At 45.0% G+C, this 16239-nt stretch carries 19 protein-coding genes; 8 read left to right on the top strand and 11 right to left on the bottom strand.

Annotated features, from left to right (window positions below; genetic code table 11):
- Positions 1–5 precede the first annotated feature (5 nt).
- From holA to PSU72_RS11895, 5 genes are all read left to right on the top strand, one after another.
- Entirely contained in the window at positions 6–1034 is a 1029-nt protein-coding gene (gene holA / locus PSU72_RS11875; RefSeq protein WP_300432771.1) for a DNA polymerase III subunit delta, read from the top strand.
- A gap of 17 nt (positions 1035–1051) precedes the next feature.
- Positions 1052–1420, top strand: coding sequence for a DUF5329 domain-containing protein (locus PSU72_RS11880; protein WP_300432772.1), 369 nt, complete (start codon positions 1052–1054; stop codon positions 1418–1420).
- Complete coding sequence (locus tag PSU72_RS11885; protein ID WP_300432774.1) at positions 1413–2675, top strand: glutamate-5-semialdehyde dehydrogenase; 1263 nt, start codon at positions 1413–1415, stop codon at positions 2673–2675. The genes PSU72_RS11880 and PSU72_RS11885 overlap by 8 nt, the downstream gene beginning before the upstream one ends.
- 11 nt (positions 2676–2686) lie before the next feature.
- Entirely contained in the window at positions 2687–3340 is a 654-nt protein-coding gene (gene nadD / locus PSU72_RS11890) for a nicotinate-nucleotide adenylyltransferase (RefSeq protein ID WP_300432775.1), read from the top strand.
- Between the two features lie 103 nt (positions 3341–3443).
- Positions 3444–5018, top strand: coding sequence for a M48 family metalloprotease (locus PSU72_RS11895; RefSeq protein ID WP_300432776.1), 1575 nt, complete (start codon positions 3444–3446; stop codon positions 5016–5018).
- A gap of 205 nt (positions 5019–5223) precedes the next feature.
- Here the strand turns inward: PSU72_RS11895 and bioD are convergent, their stop codons facing one another.
- Genes bioD through bioB form a run of 5 tightly spaced genes read right to left on the bottom strand, consistent with a single transcriptional unit; the run spans position 5224 to position 9811 of the window.
- Positions 5224–5880, bottom strand: coding sequence for a dethiobiotin synthase (gene bioD, locus PSU72_RS11900; RefSeq protein ID WP_300432778.1), 657 nt, complete (start codon positions 5878–5880; stop codon positions 5224–5226).
- A 17-nt stretch (positions 5881–5897) separates the two neighbouring features.
- A complete protein-coding gene (bioC, locus tag PSU72_RS11905; protein ID WP_300432779.1) occupies positions 5898–6806 on the bottom strand; it encodes a malonyl-ACP O-methyltransferase BioC in 909 nt (302 codons plus the stop codon).
- Between the two features lie 4 nt (positions 6807–6810).
- Entirely contained in the window at positions 6811–7617 is an 807-nt protein-coding gene (bioH, locus tag PSU72_RS11910) for a pimeloyl-ACP methyl ester esterase BioH (RefSeq protein WP_300432780.1), read from the bottom strand.
- Entirely contained in the window at positions 7614–8771 is a 1158-nt protein-coding gene (gene bioF / locus PSU72_RS11915) for an 8-amino-7-oxononanoate synthase (protein ID WP_300432781.1), read from the bottom strand. Before bioF ends, bioH begins: the two co-directional genes overlap by 4 nt.
- 14 nt (positions 8772–8785) lie before the next feature.
- Positions 8786–9811, bottom strand: coding sequence for a biotin synthase BioB (gene bioB / locus PSU72_RS11920; RefSeq protein ID WP_300432782.1), 1026 nt, complete (start codon positions 9809–9811; stop codon positions 8786–8788).
- 77 nt (positions 9812–9888) lie between these two features.
- Between bioB and PSU72_RS11925 the strand changes: the two genes are divergently transcribed.
- Positions 9889–10605: a ComF family protein gene (locus PSU72_RS11925; protein ID WP_300432784.1), complete on the top strand. Its 717-nt coding sequence runs from the start codon at positions 9889–9891 to the stop codon at positions 10603–10605.
- 60 nt (positions 10606–10665) lie between these two features.
- Complete coding sequence (gene trmL / locus PSU72_RS11930; RefSeq protein ID WP_300432785.1) at positions 10666–11130, top strand: tRNA (uridine(34)/cytosine(34)/5-carboxymethylaminomethyluridine(34)-2'-O)-methyltransferase TrmL; 465 nt, start codon at positions 10666–10668, stop codon at positions 11128–11130.
- A gap of 1 nt (position 11131) precedes the next feature.
- On the opposite strand, the gene PSU72_RS11935 is transcribed toward trmL, so the two are convergent.
- From PSU72_RS11935 to PSU72_RS11960, 6 genes are all read right to left on the bottom strand, one after another.
- Positions 11132–11650 carry a metal-dependent hydrolase gene (locus tag PSU72_RS11935; RefSeq protein ID WP_300432787.1) on the bottom strand — a complete coding sequence of 173 codons (519 nt, stop codon included), beginning with the start codon at positions 11648–11650 and terminating at the stop codon, positions 11132–11134.
- A complete protein-coding gene (locus PSU72_RS11940) occupies positions 11650–12642 on the bottom strand; it encodes an NAD(P)H-dependent glycerol-3-phosphate dehydrogenase (RefSeq protein ID WP_300432788.1) in 993 nt (330 codons plus the stop codon). The genes PSU72_RS11935 and PSU72_RS11940 overlap by 1 nt, the downstream gene beginning before the upstream one ends.
- Positions 12643–13101, bottom strand: coding sequence for an SH3 domain-containing protein (locus PSU72_RS11945; protein WP_300432790.1), 459 nt, complete (start codon positions 13099–13101; stop codon positions 12643–12645). It abuts the gene before it with no gap.
- 32 nt (positions 13102–13133) lie between these two features.
- Positions 13134–13613 (bottom strand): protein-export chaperone SecB, encoded by a 480-nt coding sequence (gene secB / locus PSU72_RS11950; RefSeq protein WP_013147273.1) that lies wholly within the window; start codon positions 13611–13613, stop codon positions 13134–13136.
- Between the two features lie 105 nt (positions 13614–13718).
- On the bottom strand, positions 13719–13976 hold the full coding sequence (gene grxC, locus PSU72_RS11955) for a glutaredoxin 3 (RefSeq protein ID WP_300432792.1): 258 nt from the start codon (positions 13974–13976) through the stop codon (positions 13719–13721).
- Between the two features lies 1 nt (position 13977).
- Positions 13978–14472 carry a rhodanese-like domain-containing protein gene (locus PSU72_RS11960; RefSeq protein ID WP_300432793.1) on the bottom strand — a complete coding sequence of 165 codons (495 nt, stop codon included), beginning with the start codon at positions 14470–14472 and terminating at the stop codon, positions 13978–13980.
- A 209-nt stretch (positions 14473–14681) separates the two neighbouring features.
- On the opposite strand from PSU72_RS11960, the gene gpmI reads away from it, so the two are divergent.
- On the top strand, positions 14682–16238 hold the full coding sequence (gene gpmI / locus PSU72_RS11965; protein ID WP_300432794.1) for a 2,3-bisphosphoglycerate-independent phosphoglycerate mutase: 1557 nt from the start codon (positions 14682–14684) through the stop codon (positions 16236–16238).
- The last annotated feature ends 1 nt before the right edge of the window (position 16239 follow it).

Consider the following 16239-nt stretch of genomic DNA (forward strand, 5'->3'; position numbering starts at 1 on the left):
TTCACATGCAACTAGTATTAGCGCATCTAGAAAAACATCTCACACAAAGCTTAAAACCGCTTTATATACTAGTGGGCGATGAACCGCTGGCGCAGCGTGAAAGTCTAGATGCGATTAGAGCGGCCGCACGTATGCAAGGTTATGATGAGCGTACCACTTTAACGGTTGAGCGCTACTTTAATTGGCAGCAAATTCAATCTTATGGGCAATCTATCTCGCTATTTGCAAGCCAGCGTTTATTAGAAATTAATATCCCCTCTGGGAAACCGGGTGTGGATGGCGGCAAAGCACTGCAAGCTTTGGCTAACAAAGCAATTCCCGACACTTGTGTGGTGATTATTCTACCTAAACTTGAACGCGACGCAGCCAACAGCGCATGGTTTAGCGCACTAGAGAAAAACGCTGTCACCATATCGCTGAATGAAGTTGATGCTGCAAACCTACCCAAATGGATTGCTAGCAGGCTCGCGTTACAAGGTCAGCACACTAGCCAGCAAACATTAGAGTTTTTAGCGCATCAGGTTGAAGGTAACTTGTTGGCAGCTAATCAAGAAGTGCAAAAATTAGGCTTGCTCTACCCGCAAGGTGAATTAAGCGATGCCACTGTGCGCGAGGCTGTACTCAATGTTTCGCGCTACGATGCGTTTCAATTAGGCGAAGCTGTGCTGGCAGGCGACGCCGCAAGAACTGTGCGTATATTACAAGGTCTACAAGATGAAGGCGAAAATGCCGTTGCTGTGATGAGCCCACTCATGTGGGTGCTGCGACCATTGGTGCGTATTAAACAAGCTGAAATGCGCGGTGAAAATATCATGAACGCGATGACGAATGCGCGGATTTATGGTGATAAACAAGCTTTAGTGAAGCGCGCCTTGGCTAGATTAAATCTCAAACAACTAGAAGCCGCGCTACAAAAACTGGCTGATATTGATAAAACGGCCAAAGGCGTGATGCTGGGTGATGCTTGGCTAGAAATCTCCAGATTGTGTTTTGGCTTGGCTAGAGTTGGTTCAAGTAGAACTAGACTCAAATAAAACAAGATTAAAGTGAAATGAAGAAAATACTTTTAGCGTTACTATTTACATGTTCAACCAATGTGTTCGCCACAAATATAGCCCCATCGACCCAGCAAGAGATTCAATATCTGCTCAAAGCATTAGAAAGTTCAGACTGCAAATTTAATCGTAATGGCAGCTGGTATGTCGCAACTGAAGCCAGTGCGCATTTACAAAAGAAATATAAATACCTTGCCGATCACAATTACATCAGCACAACAGAGAGCTTTATTGACATTGGTGCGTCAAAAAGTAGTGCCAGTGGGAAGGCGTATGAGGTAAAGTGTGGGGATAGCAAACCTGTGGAAAGTAAACAATGGTTTATCAACACACTAAAAACTTACCGTACAGAAAAACATGACTAACAATATTCAAGAATATATGCAAAATATGGGTGTTGAGGCGCGCAAAGCTTCGCGACTGATGGCGAGTGCCGACACCAATGTTAAAAATCTGGCACTTACGCATATTGCCAAAGCAATCTTGCGTGAAAAAACAGCCCTGCTCGCTGCGAACAAGCTCGATTTAGATGCAGCCCGTGCCAATGGCTTAGATGATGCCATGCTGGACAGACTCACCATCACTGAGAAATCTATCAACACTATGGTAGAAGGCTTAAACCAAATCGCCAGCTTGGCGGATCCAATTGGTGAAATGACTGATTTCAAATATCGCCCAAGCGGAATTCAAATCGGCAAAATGCGTGTGCCACTTGGCGTGATTGGCATTATTTACGAAGCGCGTCCAAATGTGACGGTAGATGCTGCGGGGCTTTGCATTAAATCTGGCAATGCAGCAATTTTACGTGGTGGCTCTGAAGCGATTCATTGCAATCAAGCATTAGCTAAATTAGTGCATGAAGGCTTGGCTGCTGCCGGCTTACCTACCTCTGCTGTGCAAGTTGTCAAGACGACCGACCGCGCTGCAGTGGGCGAATTAATTACCATGAAGCAATACGTAGACGTGATTGTGCCACGTGGCGGCAAAGGCTTGATTGAGCGTATTTCTAACGATGCGCGCATCCCAGTCATTAAACATTTAGATGGCAACTGCCATGTTTACGTAGATGATGATGCCGATTTTGATAAAGCATTACGCATTCTAGAAAACAGCAAAACTCAGCGTTTGGGTACTTGCAACACTGCTGAATCATTACTGGTTGCCCGTTCAGTGGCTAAAGAAATGTTGCCAAAACTGGCTGATATGTTGATTTCACACGGCGTTGAAATTCGTGGTTGCGCGGAAACATTGGCACTGGTGCCACAGGCAAAAGCAGCGACTGAAGAAGACTATTACACTGAATATTTAGCTGCGATTATTTCTTGCAAAGTAGTGGATGGTTTAGATGAAGCGATTGCGCACATCAACCAGCATTCAAGCCAACATACTGAAGTGATCGTAACCGAAAACTACACCAAAGCCCGTCGCTTCTTGCGTGAAGTGGATTCCAGCAGCGTGATGGTGAATGCCTCTACTCGTTTTGCTGATGGTTTTGAATATGGCTTGGGTGCTGAAATAGGCATTTCTACAGATAAACTACACGCACGCGGCCCTGTTGGTTTAGACGGCTTAACTTCGCTTAAATATGTTGTTCTAGGCGACGGTCACGTAAGAGCTTAAAAGGTTTAAAAGTGCAAACGATAGGCTTGCTGGGCGGCACGTTTAATCCCATTCACTTTGGTCATTTGCGCATGGCGCAAGAACTGGCTGACTCACTCAGTTTGAATGCAGTAAAATTCATCCCTTCCGCTAATCCACCACACAAGCCACCGCCGCAAGTTTCTGCTGAACACCGCACGGCTATGGTACAGCTGGCTATTGCCGACAACCCGCAATTCCAGTTTGACGGCCGCGAGTTAAGCAGAACTGGCGCTTCATACACGATAGAGACTTTAGAGAGTTTGCGCGATGAATTGGGCGATGGCACGAGCTTGATATTAATCATGGGCAGCGATGCGTTTACTAAATTTAATACATGGCATCGTTGGCAAGAGATTATTAAGCTGTGCCATATTGCCTTGGTGCAAAGACCTGCGTCTACCAACAAAGAGCCACTAACAAAAGAGTTAGAAACCTTTTTACACAATCATTACACAGAACATGCGGAAGACTTGCATGAAAGTAGCGCAGGCCTGATTACGATGCAAGCCATCACCCCGCTGGAAATATCTTCAACGGCTATTCGACAAGCTTTACAACTCAAGCATTCTGCCCGTTATTTAATGCCAGAGAACGTGCTAGATTATATTGCTGCTAAGCAGCTGTTTAGCGCGGTTTCAGCTTAATCATATTTTACTTCTCACCTGATAAACACTATTAACGTACTGGCATTTTTGCGCTATGCTTCTGATAGTGTTAAAAAAATCACCATAGCAAACGGACACTCTCATGTTGAAACAGTCACTTTCTAAAAGCTTAACTTTAATGTTAGTGACAGCAATTAGTTTGCTCACCACAGCTTGTGGCACAAATCCAGTGACTCATAAAAAAGAGTTTCAGCTAGTTTCAGAATCGCAAGAAATCTCTATGGGCACGCAGAATTATGGCCCTGCAAGGCAATCTCAAGGCGGCGACTATGTGATAGATCCAGAACTGACCGCTTATGTGCAAAGTGTAGGCAACAAACTGGCTGCGGTATCTGACCGAAAATTGCCTTATGAATACACCGTGTTGAATGATTCCATACCCAACGCCTGGGCGATGCCTGGCGGCAAAATCGCGTTTAATCGCGGGCTACTTTATGAGTTGAATAGCGAAGCTGAACTCGCTGCTGTGATGGGGCACGAAATGGTGCATGCCGCAGCACGTCATGGGGCAAAAAGCATGGAGCGCGGTATATTCATGCAAGGCGCGATGATTGCTGTTGGTATAGGCACCCAAAATAGCGATTATGCGAATTTGATTGTAGGCGGTGCACAAGTTGGCGCGCAACTAGCCACAAGTAAATATGGACGCAATGCCGAAAGCGAGGCGGATTTATACGGCATGCAATATATGAAAAAAGCCGGATATGACCCGACTGCTGCCGTTACCTTACAAGAGACCTTTGTACGTTTAAGTGCCGACCGAAAAAGTAATTTTATTGATGGTTTATTCGCAAGCCATCCACCGTCTGAGATTCGTGTAGCAGCCAATAAAGACACGCTCGCACAAATAGGCGCAGGTGGCGATTGGGGTAGAGAAATATACGCGCAAAAAGTTGGTAAGTTGAAATCAACGCAAGCAGCTTATAAAGCTTACGATGAAGGTGTAAAAGCACTTGCTGCAAAAGATACGGCAAAAGCCACCACACTTGCTAAACAAGCGATTGCTGGTGAACCTCGTGAAGCACGTTTTCAGGAGTTGCTGGGCGATATTGCCTTATCTCAAAAGAAGCCTGCCGAAGCTTTAACCTATTACAACAAAGCTATTCAGGTGCAGCCCGGTTACTTTAAACCGCATGTGCAAGGTGGCATTGCTTTGTACGACTTGGGGCGTAAAGCCGAGGCTGAACAATATCTCGCAAAAAGCAACACGCTATTACCCACGGCGCCTAGCCATTTTCTGCTAGGTAAAATGGCTGAAGAGCGAGGTGACATGCAAAGCGCACTTAAAAACTACGCAGTTGCTGCAGATTCAAACTCTGAAATTGGCAAACAATCTAGCGCGGAATACGTACGTTTAGATTTACCTCAACATCCTGCAAAATATCTGCAAGCCGCGCCGCAAGCAGATAATTTCGGTAATTTATACGCTGTAGTTGCCAATCCAACGCCATTAGCCGTCAACCGCGTACAGGTCAGAGTAATTCAATATGATGCAAAAACGGGGCGCGCAATTGCCCAGAGTCAGCCCATGTTGATTAATGGCAGCATCGCATCGAATAAACGAGGGCAAGTGGCGGTGAATGGGGTGAGGATTGCAACTCAGCAAGAGTTGCAGCTTTATAAAGTGGTGATTGAGGCTGCAGAGTTGGCGAAATAGTGTCGGCAAATAATTTGAAAACTTCGCACGAAACAAAAGTTCTAACAAAATTTAATTACTCCCGTCATTCCCGCGTAGGCGGGAATCCAGTCAACGTGGATGTTAGCTTTAGTTAAGCCAACAAAAATTCGTGCGCATCACCTTGTCTGGATACCAGCCTCCGCTGGTATGACGAATATAGGAAATTGGTTAACCGGCTGAATCTTTAAGTTGTAAGATGGCGTATATCCAACTGACCCTGCCAACGCACAACACTTAAGCATGGCGCAGCAATCCGTTGTTGCAAGCTATTTAAGTTCTCATCAAACATCGCAAAGTTGGGTTCTATCTCGTTGGCAATCCATCCGGCTAATTTCAAGCCACGCGCTTGAATTGCCTCCACGGTAAGAAGCGCATGGTTAATGCAACCTAAGCGTATGCCTACAACCAGTATCATCGGGATATTTAACAACACCGCTAAATCAGCCAGTGTTTGTGTTTTGTTAAGGGGCACACTGAAACCACCCGCACCTTCAACAACAACCACATCAGCCAAGCTTATTAGTTGCTCATAGGCTTGTTGAATGACGTTTAAATCAATTTGAACGCCAGCTTGTTCAGCGGCAATATGTGGGGCAATAGCTGGTGCGAAACGATAAGGGTTGATTAAATCTAGATCTGCGCTGATGTTGCTCGCTGAGATTAAAGCCGTGACATCCTCGTTAATCAACTCGTTCTTTTCATTGAGTTCACACCCAGAGGCCACAGGTTTCATACCTATAGCTTTTAAACCTTGCGCCGCAAAGTACTTTACCAAAGCGCTTGCCACATAGGTTTTACCTACGTTGGTATCAGTGCCGATGACAAAGTAAGATTGCGCCATATTGATATTCTGCAGATTTATTTATTTCTAGGTCTAAATGTGACGGGCGAAACGCCATCATCAAACTTTGGTTTATCTTGCCCACGCCAAGCATGCCCGTAGACGACTTCAAACGTGGCAGGTAGTTTGCCGTCCACACGAAACTGCTCGTAATTGGCTTCTAAATTCTGTAAGAAGCCACGACCAAGTAAGCCACGCGCACGTCCATCGGTAGCGTTATGTGCGCCTATGCTTTTTAAGTCGCGCATGACGCTTTTAACGTCATCGTAAGTGAGCGTGAATCGCTCTACATCTAACACTGGCGCACTGAAACCAGCGCGCACCATAGCATCGCCAATATCGTGCATATCAAGGAACCGGCTCACACTGGTCGTGCCATTGTGTCCGCTCGTGGCAACGCGCAACTCTTTGAGCGTATCGGGGCCAAAGGTGCTGAACATCAGCAAGCTTTCTGGCTGCAACACTCGGTGGAACTCTTGCAAAGCTGCATCTAGATCATTACACCATTGAATCGCCAAGTTTGACCAGATTAAGCCCACACTTGCATTCGCCAAAGGCAGTGACTCAATATCGGCACACAACAAATTCTGTTTAGCGCCGCCTAGCAAGTTTTTCACTTGCCCGATTAAGCCATTATTTGGATTGGTACTGCGGGTTTTTTGCAGCATAGGTAGCGCAAAATCAAGTGAAATCACTTGCGATTTTACGAAGCGTTTTTGCAAAGCATGGCTGGCTAACCCTGTGCCACAACCCGCGTCTAATATGGTTTGTGGATTTAATTTAACTAAATCTAAGCGGCTAAGCATTTCTTCGCGCACTTGCTTCTGCAAGATTGCTGCGGCGTCATAAGTTTCGGCAGCACGGCCGAATGAAGCACGCGCGCGCGCTTTATCAATGTAGTAACTATCGGTCAATTTTGCTTCCATATTGTTAAGCGCTTGCAGGTTCTAAAAACTGAACAACAGCATCCACAAATTGCTCTTGGTGCGATAAAAAAGGCGCATGTGAGGCGCCAGAAATCACGCGTAAGTAACCCACAGGCAAATTCTGCATCATCCAATGTGCGGCTTGTACAGGCGCGAGCGTATCTCTATCACCATGAATCAACAGCGTGGGCTTTCTTAAGCGCTCAATTTCCGCACGTAAATCTGTCTCTAGCAATATACCCAAGGCGCGCTGTAAAGTTTGACTGGTTGGCGCTGGGCGCTCCTCAAGCTTCCTGCGTAACAGCCTTACCGTTAATCTTGCACTTTTATCGCCCATACATTGCAGTGTTAAGAATTGCGTGAGTGTTTTGTGATAATCCGTATCCATACTATCGGCGAAGCGCTCAAACACTTCAGGTGCAATACCTGAAGTCCATTTGGCTTGCGTCATAAATTCTTCTTTATTCACAAAACATGGCGTAGACCCAACCAGTACCAATCTGCGAACCGCATCAGGCTGATCTATTGCAATGCGCATAGCAACCTGCCCGCCCCATGACCAACCAATCACATCTGCATTCGCAGGCAACATTTCCGCCACTTTTTCTGCAATGATATGCAGGTGGTAAGGCTCAGTTGGGCGACTTAAGCCCATGCCTGGCAAATCCACAATATGCAGCGTAAATAATTTACTTAGGCTTTTAATTATCGGCTGCCATACCGCGCCACTCATGCCCCAGCCATGCACTAGCACTAGGTTTGGACCGCTGCCTGTGGTTTCCATATAGATATTAGCAGGGACAATATTCATAGCGTTTGCTCTGCCTGCTGAATGGCCGAAATCAGCTGTTTAATATCGTCTAGTGAGTGTGCAGCCGATAACGAAATACGTAATCTAGCTGTACCTACTGGCACGGTAGGTGGACGAATGGCTGGTACTAAGATACCTAAGCCTTGCAAATATTCACTTAACGCGAGTGCTTCAAGATTGTCGCCAACGACTAAAGGTTGCACAGATGTTTCAGATGGCATTAACTGCCATTTCTTGCATTGCAGATTGTCTTTAAAATAGTTAATCAAGCTGCGTAAATGTGTACGTAAATCATCACCCTGCTCAATCAAACTGACTGAAGCAGATAAGGTCGCTGATAATGCTGGTGGCGCGGGTGTTGAGTACACATAACTTTTGGCAGTTTGAATCAGGTAGTCAATCACCACACTTTCACCCGCAACAAAAGACCCAGCCACACCAGCAGCTTTGCCTAAAGTTGCCATCATAATAATGCGTGGAGATTTCAGTTTAAGATGGTTTAGCGAGCCTTGACCATGCTCACCCAACACACCAAAGCCGTGAGCATCATCAATATACAAATAAGCATCGTACTTTTCGCAAAGTGCTAAATACTCAGCTAATGGCGCCATATCGCCATCCATACTAAATACTGCATCAACGGCAATCAGTTTATGCCGCGCTGTACTAGCTTTAAGTAGATTTTCAAGCGCAGTTACATCGTTATGCGCAAAGCGGTTGAACTCGGCCAGCGAATAATAACCGCCGTCATTCAAGCATGCATGATTTAATTTGTCCGCAAAAATCGCATCCCCACGCCCTACCAATGCGCCTAATGCGCCTATATTTGCCATGTAACCTGCAGAAAATAACAATGCCGCAGGCATATTCACAAACTTAGCTAACTGCTTTTCCAAGTCATCATGGTAACGATGATGACCTGTCACAAGCCCTGATGCGCCGCTACCGACACCTGAATCGCCGGCTGCTTTTTGCATGGCGGCAATAAGTTTTGGGTGGTTTGCTAAGCCCAAATAATCATTACTACAAAATGATAAGTAAGGCTTATTATTCGCAACAATGTGCTCAGCCTGCGGAGAATCGAGCAAACGCCTTTGGCGCAGCAAACCTTCCGCTTTGCGTTTATCTAACGCGAGTTGTAAAGAAGCAAGCATGTTAGACATTTACCCTAGATTTTATTGATGCCTAATTTTTCGAATAATTTCATATCAGTCGAAGCTTCAGGATTCGCTGTCGTCAGCAACTTTTCGCCGTAGAAAATACTATTGGCACCGGCTAAAAAGCACATACTTTGTATGCCTTCGCTCATGCTTTGACGACCTGCTGACAAACGCACATAGCTAGTTGGCATAGTGATACGCGCCGCGGCAATGGTGCGCACAAATTCAAAGGAATCTAACTCTTCAGTGCCATGTAGCGGCGTACCTTCAACTTGCGTCAGTAAATTGATAGGCACACTTTCAGGCGGACGCTCCATATTCGACAATTGCGCCAACAAGCCAGCACGTTGATTGCGCGTTTCGCCCATACCAATAATGCCGCCGCTGCATACGTGGATATCTTGGCTGCGCACGCGATCCAATGTGTCTAAGCGGTCTTGATAAGTACGTGTAGTAATTACATCGCCGTAAAACTCTGGCGCGGTATCCAAGTTGTGGTTGTAGTAATCCAAACCAGCTTCTTTTAACTGTTCAGCTTGACCATCTTTTAACATACCCAAAGTCGCGCAAGTTTCTAGGCCCATCGCTTTGACTTCCGCAATCATTTTCAGCACAGGCTCTAAATCGCGCTGTTTAGGTCCACGCCATGCAGCGCCCATACAGAAGCGGCTGGCGCCATTGTCTTTAGCCTCTTGCGCGGCTGCCACTACATCTTCGAGCTTCATCAAAGGCTCATTTTCCACCTCAGTGTGGTAACGTGCCGCTTGTGGGCAATAACCGCAATCCTCTGAACAGCCGCCAGTCTTAATCGACAGCAAGGTACTCACCTGAACTGCATTTGGATTAAAATTCGCACGATGCACGGTTTGCGCCTGATACATTAAATCACTGAAAGGCAACTCAAATAATGCGACAATATCCGCTACACTCCAACGGTCAACTGTATTGGTTTCACACGAATGATTAAGATTGGCTTTTAGACTATCCGTATTAATAACGGCATGTGTGACGCCTTGTTGTGAGGTTTCGAGCATGTGCAGTTCCTTTTTTTAGAAGCTTAATTTATAGCGAGATTATACCTTGTCAATGAAAAGTGACGCAAATTTTGAACATGCGATTAAAATTTAAGCAATTCCTGCATAACGGCGTTTCAAATAAACTATTTAATCGTTTATTCAAACAGCGCTGCCTGCTGTGCGCTGCTAATGATGGTTCAGAACTTGGCTTATGTGGCGGCTGTTACAAAGACTTGCCTTGGCACAGCGCGCCACAATGCCCGCGATGCGGCTTGTCTTCAAATGGATTGATATGCGGCAGCTGCTTAAACTCACCGCCAGATTTTGACGCAACCCACAGCTTGTTGACCTATGACTTTCCCTTAGACGCTATGATGCAGCGCTACAAATACGGCAGCATGCTCAACTTAGGTCACATTTTTGGGAAAATGATGAGTAATAAAATCAATCAATCCAGCGTAGACTTAGTGATAGCAATGCCTATGCACCCAAAGCGCCTCAAAGAACGTGGTTTTAATCAAGCGCTAGAAATCGCCAAAATCATCACAAAGAGTAACCCTGAAAAATTAGACTATCACTCCGTACAACGCCAAAAATTCACGCCTCCACAAGCCAGCCTGCCATTGAAGGAGCGTGTTAGAAATATTAAAGGGGCATTTAAAGTGAGTAATCATTTGAACGGCAGGCGCATAGCCATTGTCGATGATGTAATGACAACAGGCGCCAGCCTAAACGAGTTAGCTAAAACATTAAAACAAGCGGGTGCTGCCCATGTAGAATGTTGGGTAGTAGCAAGAACGCTGCCAAAGTAATTAACTTACCTTCACTCCTATTTTCATAGGAGTGAGAATTTAAAGAAAGTGTCATTTCAAATGTTTCACATCGTATTATTTGAGCCGGAAATTCCACCAAACACCGGTAACATCATCAGGCTCTGTGCCAATACTGGTGCGGCTTTACACTTAGTAAAACCTTTGGGATTTAGTCTAGATGACAAACAGCTCAAACGCGCTGGTTTGGATTATCACGAGTATTCAACTATGCAAGTGCATGAAAATTGGGATGCCTGCAAAGCCGCGCTGGCTGGCAAGCGCCTATTCGCCATCACCACCAAAGGTAGTACGCGGCATAGCGATATTCAATTTAAAGCAGATGATGTATTTGTTTTTGGCCCAGAAACGCGCGGATTGCCTGAAGAAATACGTGCAGAGTTTACAGCCGAGCATAGACTGCGCTTATCTATGCTGCCGGATAGCCGTAGCCTGAATTTATCTAACTCCGCTGCCGTGTTACTTTATGAGGCTTGGCGACAAATGGGTTTTGAGGGTGGCGTATAACTTATTTACGCCGTATGCCGCGCAAAGTGAATAGCAAAATAATCGATGGTAACCACACCCACAGAAGTTCTGACTTCATTACCGCGAAACCGCGCTCAGTAAAGAAACGGCTGACGCCTATCGGTGAAACGGCAATCGGCCGAAAATCAAAGAAGACGCGTTCATTAGAGTAAGGCCAATACAGCGCCACACCTAAGCCGCCATTGGTGCACATATCTAATAAGGGATGAGAAATTGTGGCTAGAAAAACCATTAAACCAACTAGCCATACCTTACTTTTGAGTTGGCGGCTAAAACACATGGCCACAATGGCAACGCACACGGCAAAGGTGATAGAGTGTGCAAAACCTCTGTGACCCCATTGTGAAGAATACGCGATGCCAAATTTAAAGGCTAGCGTATCGAAGTCTGGCAATATGGCGCAAAAGGCTGACAATACTAATAAGCGGCGGCTAATGACTTTACCTAAGCCCAAGCTTGCAGCAATGGGAACGACTGCGTGAGTAAAAATGGACGGCACTAAATTGCCTCTGGTTTTTGCTCACGTCCGAGTAAGTCTGTCACTGCATCTTTTGCACTTTTACCGTTGGAAAGCGCTTGATTGACTTCGTAAGTAATGGGCATATCAACACCTATCGTACTCGCCCGACGCATCACTTCACGTGCAGTATTCACGCCTTCAGCAACATGGCCTAAGCCTTGCAGAATATCCGCTAATGACTTGCCGCTCGCCAATTGCAAGCCGACTTCACGGTTTCTGGAATATTGTCCAGTACAGGTTAAAATCAAATCCCCCGCACCTGCTAAACCCATAAAAGTTTCTGTGGAAGCGCCAAGTGCTACGCCAAAACGGGTCATTTCAGCCAGACCACGAGTAATCATGGCTGCACGCGCGTTATTGCCGAAACCCATACCATCAGAAATACCTGCTGCAATCGCCATCACGTTCTTAACCGCACCGCCAACTGAAACGCCAATCACATCTGTGGTGTGATAAACACGCAGGTTTGCGCCATGAATCAACAGAGCCGCTTCATTGGCAAACGCTTCATCATTAGCAGCAAGAGTGACGGCGGTAGGTAATCCACGCACCAATTCCGCCGCAAAACTTGGGCCTGAAAGTGCACCCCATTTTTGCTCGCTGCCTAGCTCTTCTAAAGCCACTTCATAAGGAAGTTTGGCGGACAATGGCTCTAAACCTTTGTGCGCCCAAATAATCGGTAATTTGCATCCGAGCGCTTTGATGTCTTGTAATATGCCTCTAAATCCCGCCGTTGGAACAACAGATAATATTAGATCGGCACCCTGAAGCGCAGTAGCTAAATCATCCTCTACTAGTAACTGGTCGTTAAATTTAAAGTCACCTAAATAAAGCGGATTAGCACGCGCTTTGCGCATACCAGACACATGACCTGCATTACGCGCCCAAAGTGACACTTGATGGCGTTGGCTAATGCTCATGGCTAGCGCCGTTCCCCATGCACCAGCGCCAAGAACGGCTATTTTAGTCATTTATTCGAAACCCCAGGTTGATGATATTAAAATGTATCCAGCAACCCCATCACGATGCTTGATTTTAAGCCAGCCATTGCTAAGCTTGGCATCTGCGACTTCAAGCACTACATCTTTTTCAACCGTAGCCACTAAGTTTGAGGTGGTATCAGCCGACTGTCTGATTTCAGCTTTACTTGTAGTGACCATTACCGTACGTTTATTCGAGAGCTGCTTTGCTTCTACCCAGTTAAGCGCACCTTGTGCATCGCGCACTTTAAGCCAATCACCTAAATTGACGATAACTTCAACAGGGTAGTTTTGGCTTAACAATAAGACTTTTTTAGCAGCATTGGACGGCGCATCATAAAGCACAGCTTTAGATACTGCGACTGAACGAAAATCTAGCGCTGATGCCGTTGCTGGCAGGAGCGCTAGAATAGATAAAACAATCAGTAGTTTTTTGCTGCTTTTAATCATAGAAAATATCATAGAGTAAAGCAGCGTCTAAACTATTGTTTAGTTGCAGATTGAGCAGCTTCAGCTTGTTGCTGTTTTTGCTGCGCGAACAATGCTTCAAAATTGATTGGGTTTAATAATACTGGTTGGAAACCAGCACGAACCACTAAATCAGAAACTGCTTCGCGTGCATATGGGAACAAGATGTTTGGGCAAGTGATACCTGCAATCATCTCGATATTTTCTTCTGGCACATTGCGAATTTGGAAAATACCCGCTTGTGTCACTTCAACCAAAAACACCGTTTTATCTTCGATTTTTGAAGTAACAGTTACTTTAATCGCCACTTCAAATACGCCTTCTTCAAGCACTTGTGCAAAATTACCTAGCTCAATACTTACTTGTGGTTGCGTGCGATCAGTAAAGATTTGTGGTGCATTTGGAATTTCTAACGACGCATCTTTTACATAGATTTTTTCGATGCTGAAGCCTGGTTGAGCTTGTTCTTGTGCTGCGTTATCTTCTTGAGCCATGATTTTCTTTAGTTTCTAATTAAATAAAAGGTTAAATGAGTAGTTTTTTGCTTCAAAACGGTATTTTAGCAGAAATTATGGACTTCACTTCAAGTTATCAGTTGCCTAAGAACCTAGAAGTGGGTCTAATCCGCCCGCCAAATCTAGCGCGCGCAAATCATCAAAACCGCCAATATGACGGTCATCAATATAAATCTGTGGCACGGTGCGGCGGCCTGTTTTCTGCATCATTTCATTTCGTAACTCAGGTTGCAAATCAATACGCACTTTATTGATATCAGTGACGCCTTTGCTAGTTAACAAGCGTTCGGCATTGATGCAATACGGGCATACAGCAGTCGAATACATAGTGACTTTAGCCATATTAGCTTACCTCATTTGCTGCATCATCATTTGCAGCTTTTTTATTGCTCGCAGCCTTACTGGCCGCCGGTTTCTTTGAAGCCGCTTTAGTCACAACAGGCAATTTAGCCTCAAGCCAAGCCGACAAGCCACCTTGCAAGTTATTCACCTGCGTAAATTCAGCTTTACGTAAAATGTCGCACGCTTTAGCTGAGCGCATGCCTTTTTGGCAATTCACCAAAATTGGCTTATTTTGATATTTTTTCAGCTCACCAATTCTGGCTTGCAAGTCAGCAAGCGGAATATGCGTGGCATCTGCAATATGACCACTGGCGAATTCCACGTCATCACGCACATCTAATACAAAAGCATTAGAGCGATTAATCAGCGTCACCGCTTCTGCAGGGTTTAGATTAGGCACGCCGCCTGCACTTTTTCTGAATGATGGCAATAACAACATAATGCCTGAACCTATCGCCAAACCAATTAACAAGATATTACTTTTAAAAAATTCCACGTACTTCCTCTCAATGATTAACCCTTAGAATTTACTTTTAGAATATGGGGCTGCTGATCGCCAAATTCAACGCCAACGACACACTAAATTTGCGGACTAACTTTTACTCACATTTATACTCACAGCTATAGAGTAATTTTACGTGTAAATGCGCTAAAATAGTGACATTACATGCACATTATTCAAACAAATATTTAGGTTTAATATATATGTCAGCCCCACAAAATACCACCCCAGTATGCTTGCTCATTTTAGATGGTTTTGGCTATCGTGAAGAAGCTTCAGACAACGCCATCGTGCAAGCCAACAAACCCAATTGGGATAGCTTATGGAAACAGTTTCCACACACATTAATCGATGCTTCTGAACATTATGTAGGCTTGCCAGACGGTCAAATGGGCAACTCTGAAGTTGGGCATCTGAACATTGGCGCGGGTCGCGTAGTATTTCAAGACTTCGAACGCATCAACAACAGCATCGCCAGTGGTGACTTTTTTAATCATCCAGAGTTATCTGCTGCATTAAAAACCATCAAACAAAATGATAAAGCGCTACATATATTTGGACTGCTTTCTGATGGCGGCGTTCACAGCCATCAAGATCATATTCATGCCATGATAGAAATGGCAGCAAAACAAGGTGTAAGCAAAGTTTATGTGCATGCGTTTTTAGATGGCAGAGATACGCCACCAGTAAGTGCCGCTCCTTTTATTGAGGCTTTAGAAAACAAATGTACTGCGATTGGCGTAGGTAAAATTGCCTCTATCAGTGGGCGATTTTACGGCATGGATAGAGATAAGCGCTGGCCTCGCGTTGAAGCAGCTTATCAATTATTTACTGAAGGTGTTGGTGAATTTACCGCTGAATCCGCCATGACTGGCTTAAACGACGCCTATGCACGCGGTGAAAATGATGAGTTTGTAAAAACGACAGCTATTCATAAGGCTGGTGAAAAACCTGTACATCTAGAAGATGGCGACTTAGTGGTTTTTATGAACTTCCGCTCTGACCGCGCACGTCAATTAACGCATGCTTTGTTAGCGGAGCACTTTGACGGCTTCCACCGTCGTCACGTACCAAAGTTAGCAGGCTATTTTACATTAACTATGTATGACAAAAATGAAACTAAATCGACGGTTATTTTTCCATCAGTCGACGTCAACAATACCTTTGGCGAATACATCTCCAATTTAGGCTTAACTCAGTTACGCATTGCCGAAACTGAGAAATATCCGCATGTAACTTTCTTTTTTAACGGCGGCGAAGAAAAAGTATTTGCTGGTGAAGACCGCATTTTAGTACCATCACCAAAGGTGGAAACCTACGATTTGCAGCCAGAAATGAGCGCATTTGAAGTCACCGAAAAACTTGAAGAAGCGATTTTAAGCAAAAAATACAATGCCATCATTTGCAACTATGCAAATGGCGATATGGTGGGTCATTCAGGCAACTTAGCTGCAGCCATCAAAGCGATTGAGACTTTAGATACTTGCATCGGACGCGTAGTGAATGCGATGCAAAGTATAGGCGGCGAAGTGATTATCACCGCTGACCACGGCAATGCAGAAACCATGTTTGACGTTGAAAATAACCAACCGCATACGCAACATACGCTTAACAAAGTGCCGCTGATTTATATTGGACGTAATGCTACGCTTTCTGCCAGTGGTGCATTATCAGATCTTGCGCCAACCTTACTCACCATGATGGGCGTTACTCAGCCTAGTGAAATGACAGGTAAGAACATCATCACTTTTGCTGTTTAAG

Origin of the sequence: Methylotenera sp. (assembly GCF_029945535.1) — a bacterium.
Lineage (GTDB): Bacteria > Pseudomonadota > Gammaproteobacteria > Burkholderiales > Methylophilaceae > Methylotenera.

Coding starts and splice junctions, on each gene's coding strand:
- PSU72_RS11945 (WP_300432790.1), bottom strand. CDS start 13,101: ATGATTAAAAGCAGCAAAAAACTACTGATTGTTTTATCTATTCTAGCG.
- PSU72_RS11940 (WP_300432788.1), bottom strand. CDS start 12,642: ATGACTAAAATAGCCGTTCTTGGCGCTGGTGCATGGGGAACGGCGCTA.
- bioC (WP_300432779.1), bottom strand. CDS start 6,806: ATGGAAGCAAAATTGACCGATAGTTACTACATTGATAAAGCGCGCGCG.
- bioD (WP_300432778.1), bottom strand. CDS start 5,880: ATGGCGCAATCTTACTTTGTCATCGGCACTGATACCAACGTAGGTAAA.
- trmL (WP_300432785.1), top strand. CDS start 10,666: ATGTTTCACATCGTATTATTTGAGCCGGAAATTCCACCAAACACCGGT.
- secB (WP_013147273.1), bottom strand. CDS start 13,613: ATGGCTCAAGAAGATAACGCAGCACAAGAACAAGCTCAACCAGGCTTC.
- PSU72_RS11885 (WP_300432774.1), top strand. CDS start 1,413: ATGACTAACAATATTCAAGAATATATGCAAAATATGGGTGTTGAGGCG.
- bioB (WP_300432782.1), bottom strand. CDS start 9,811: ATGCTCGAAACCTCACAACAAGGCGTCACACATGCCGTTATTAATACG.
- holA (WP_300432771.1), top strand. CDS start 6: ATGCAACTAGTATTAGCGCATCTAGAAAAACATCTCACACAAAGCTTA.
- bioH (WP_300432780.1), bottom strand. CDS start 7,617: ATGAATATTGTCCCTGCTAATATCTATATGGAAACCACAGGCAGCGGT.
- grxC (WP_300432792.1), bottom strand. CDS start 13,976: ATGGCTAAAGTCACTATGTATTCGACTGCTGTATGCCCGTATTGCATC.
- PSU72_RS11925 (WP_300432784.1), top strand. CDS start 9,889: ATGCGATTAAAATTTAAGCAATTCCTGCATAACGGCGTTTCAAATAAA.
- PSU72_RS11895 (WP_300432776.1), top strand. CDS start 3,444: ATGTTGAAACAGTCACTTTCTAAAAGCTTAACTTTAATGTTAGTGACA.
- gpmI (WP_300432794.1), top strand. CDS start 14,682: ATGTCAGCCCCACAAAATACCACCCCAGTATGCTTGCTCATTTTAGAT.
- bioF (WP_300432781.1), bottom strand. CDS start 8,771: ATGCTTGCTTCTTTACAACTCGCGTTAGATAAACGCAAAGCGGAAGGT.
- PSU72_RS11880 (WP_300432772.1), top strand. CDS start 1,052: ATGAAGAAAATACTTTTAGCGTTACTATTTACATGTTCAACCAATGTG.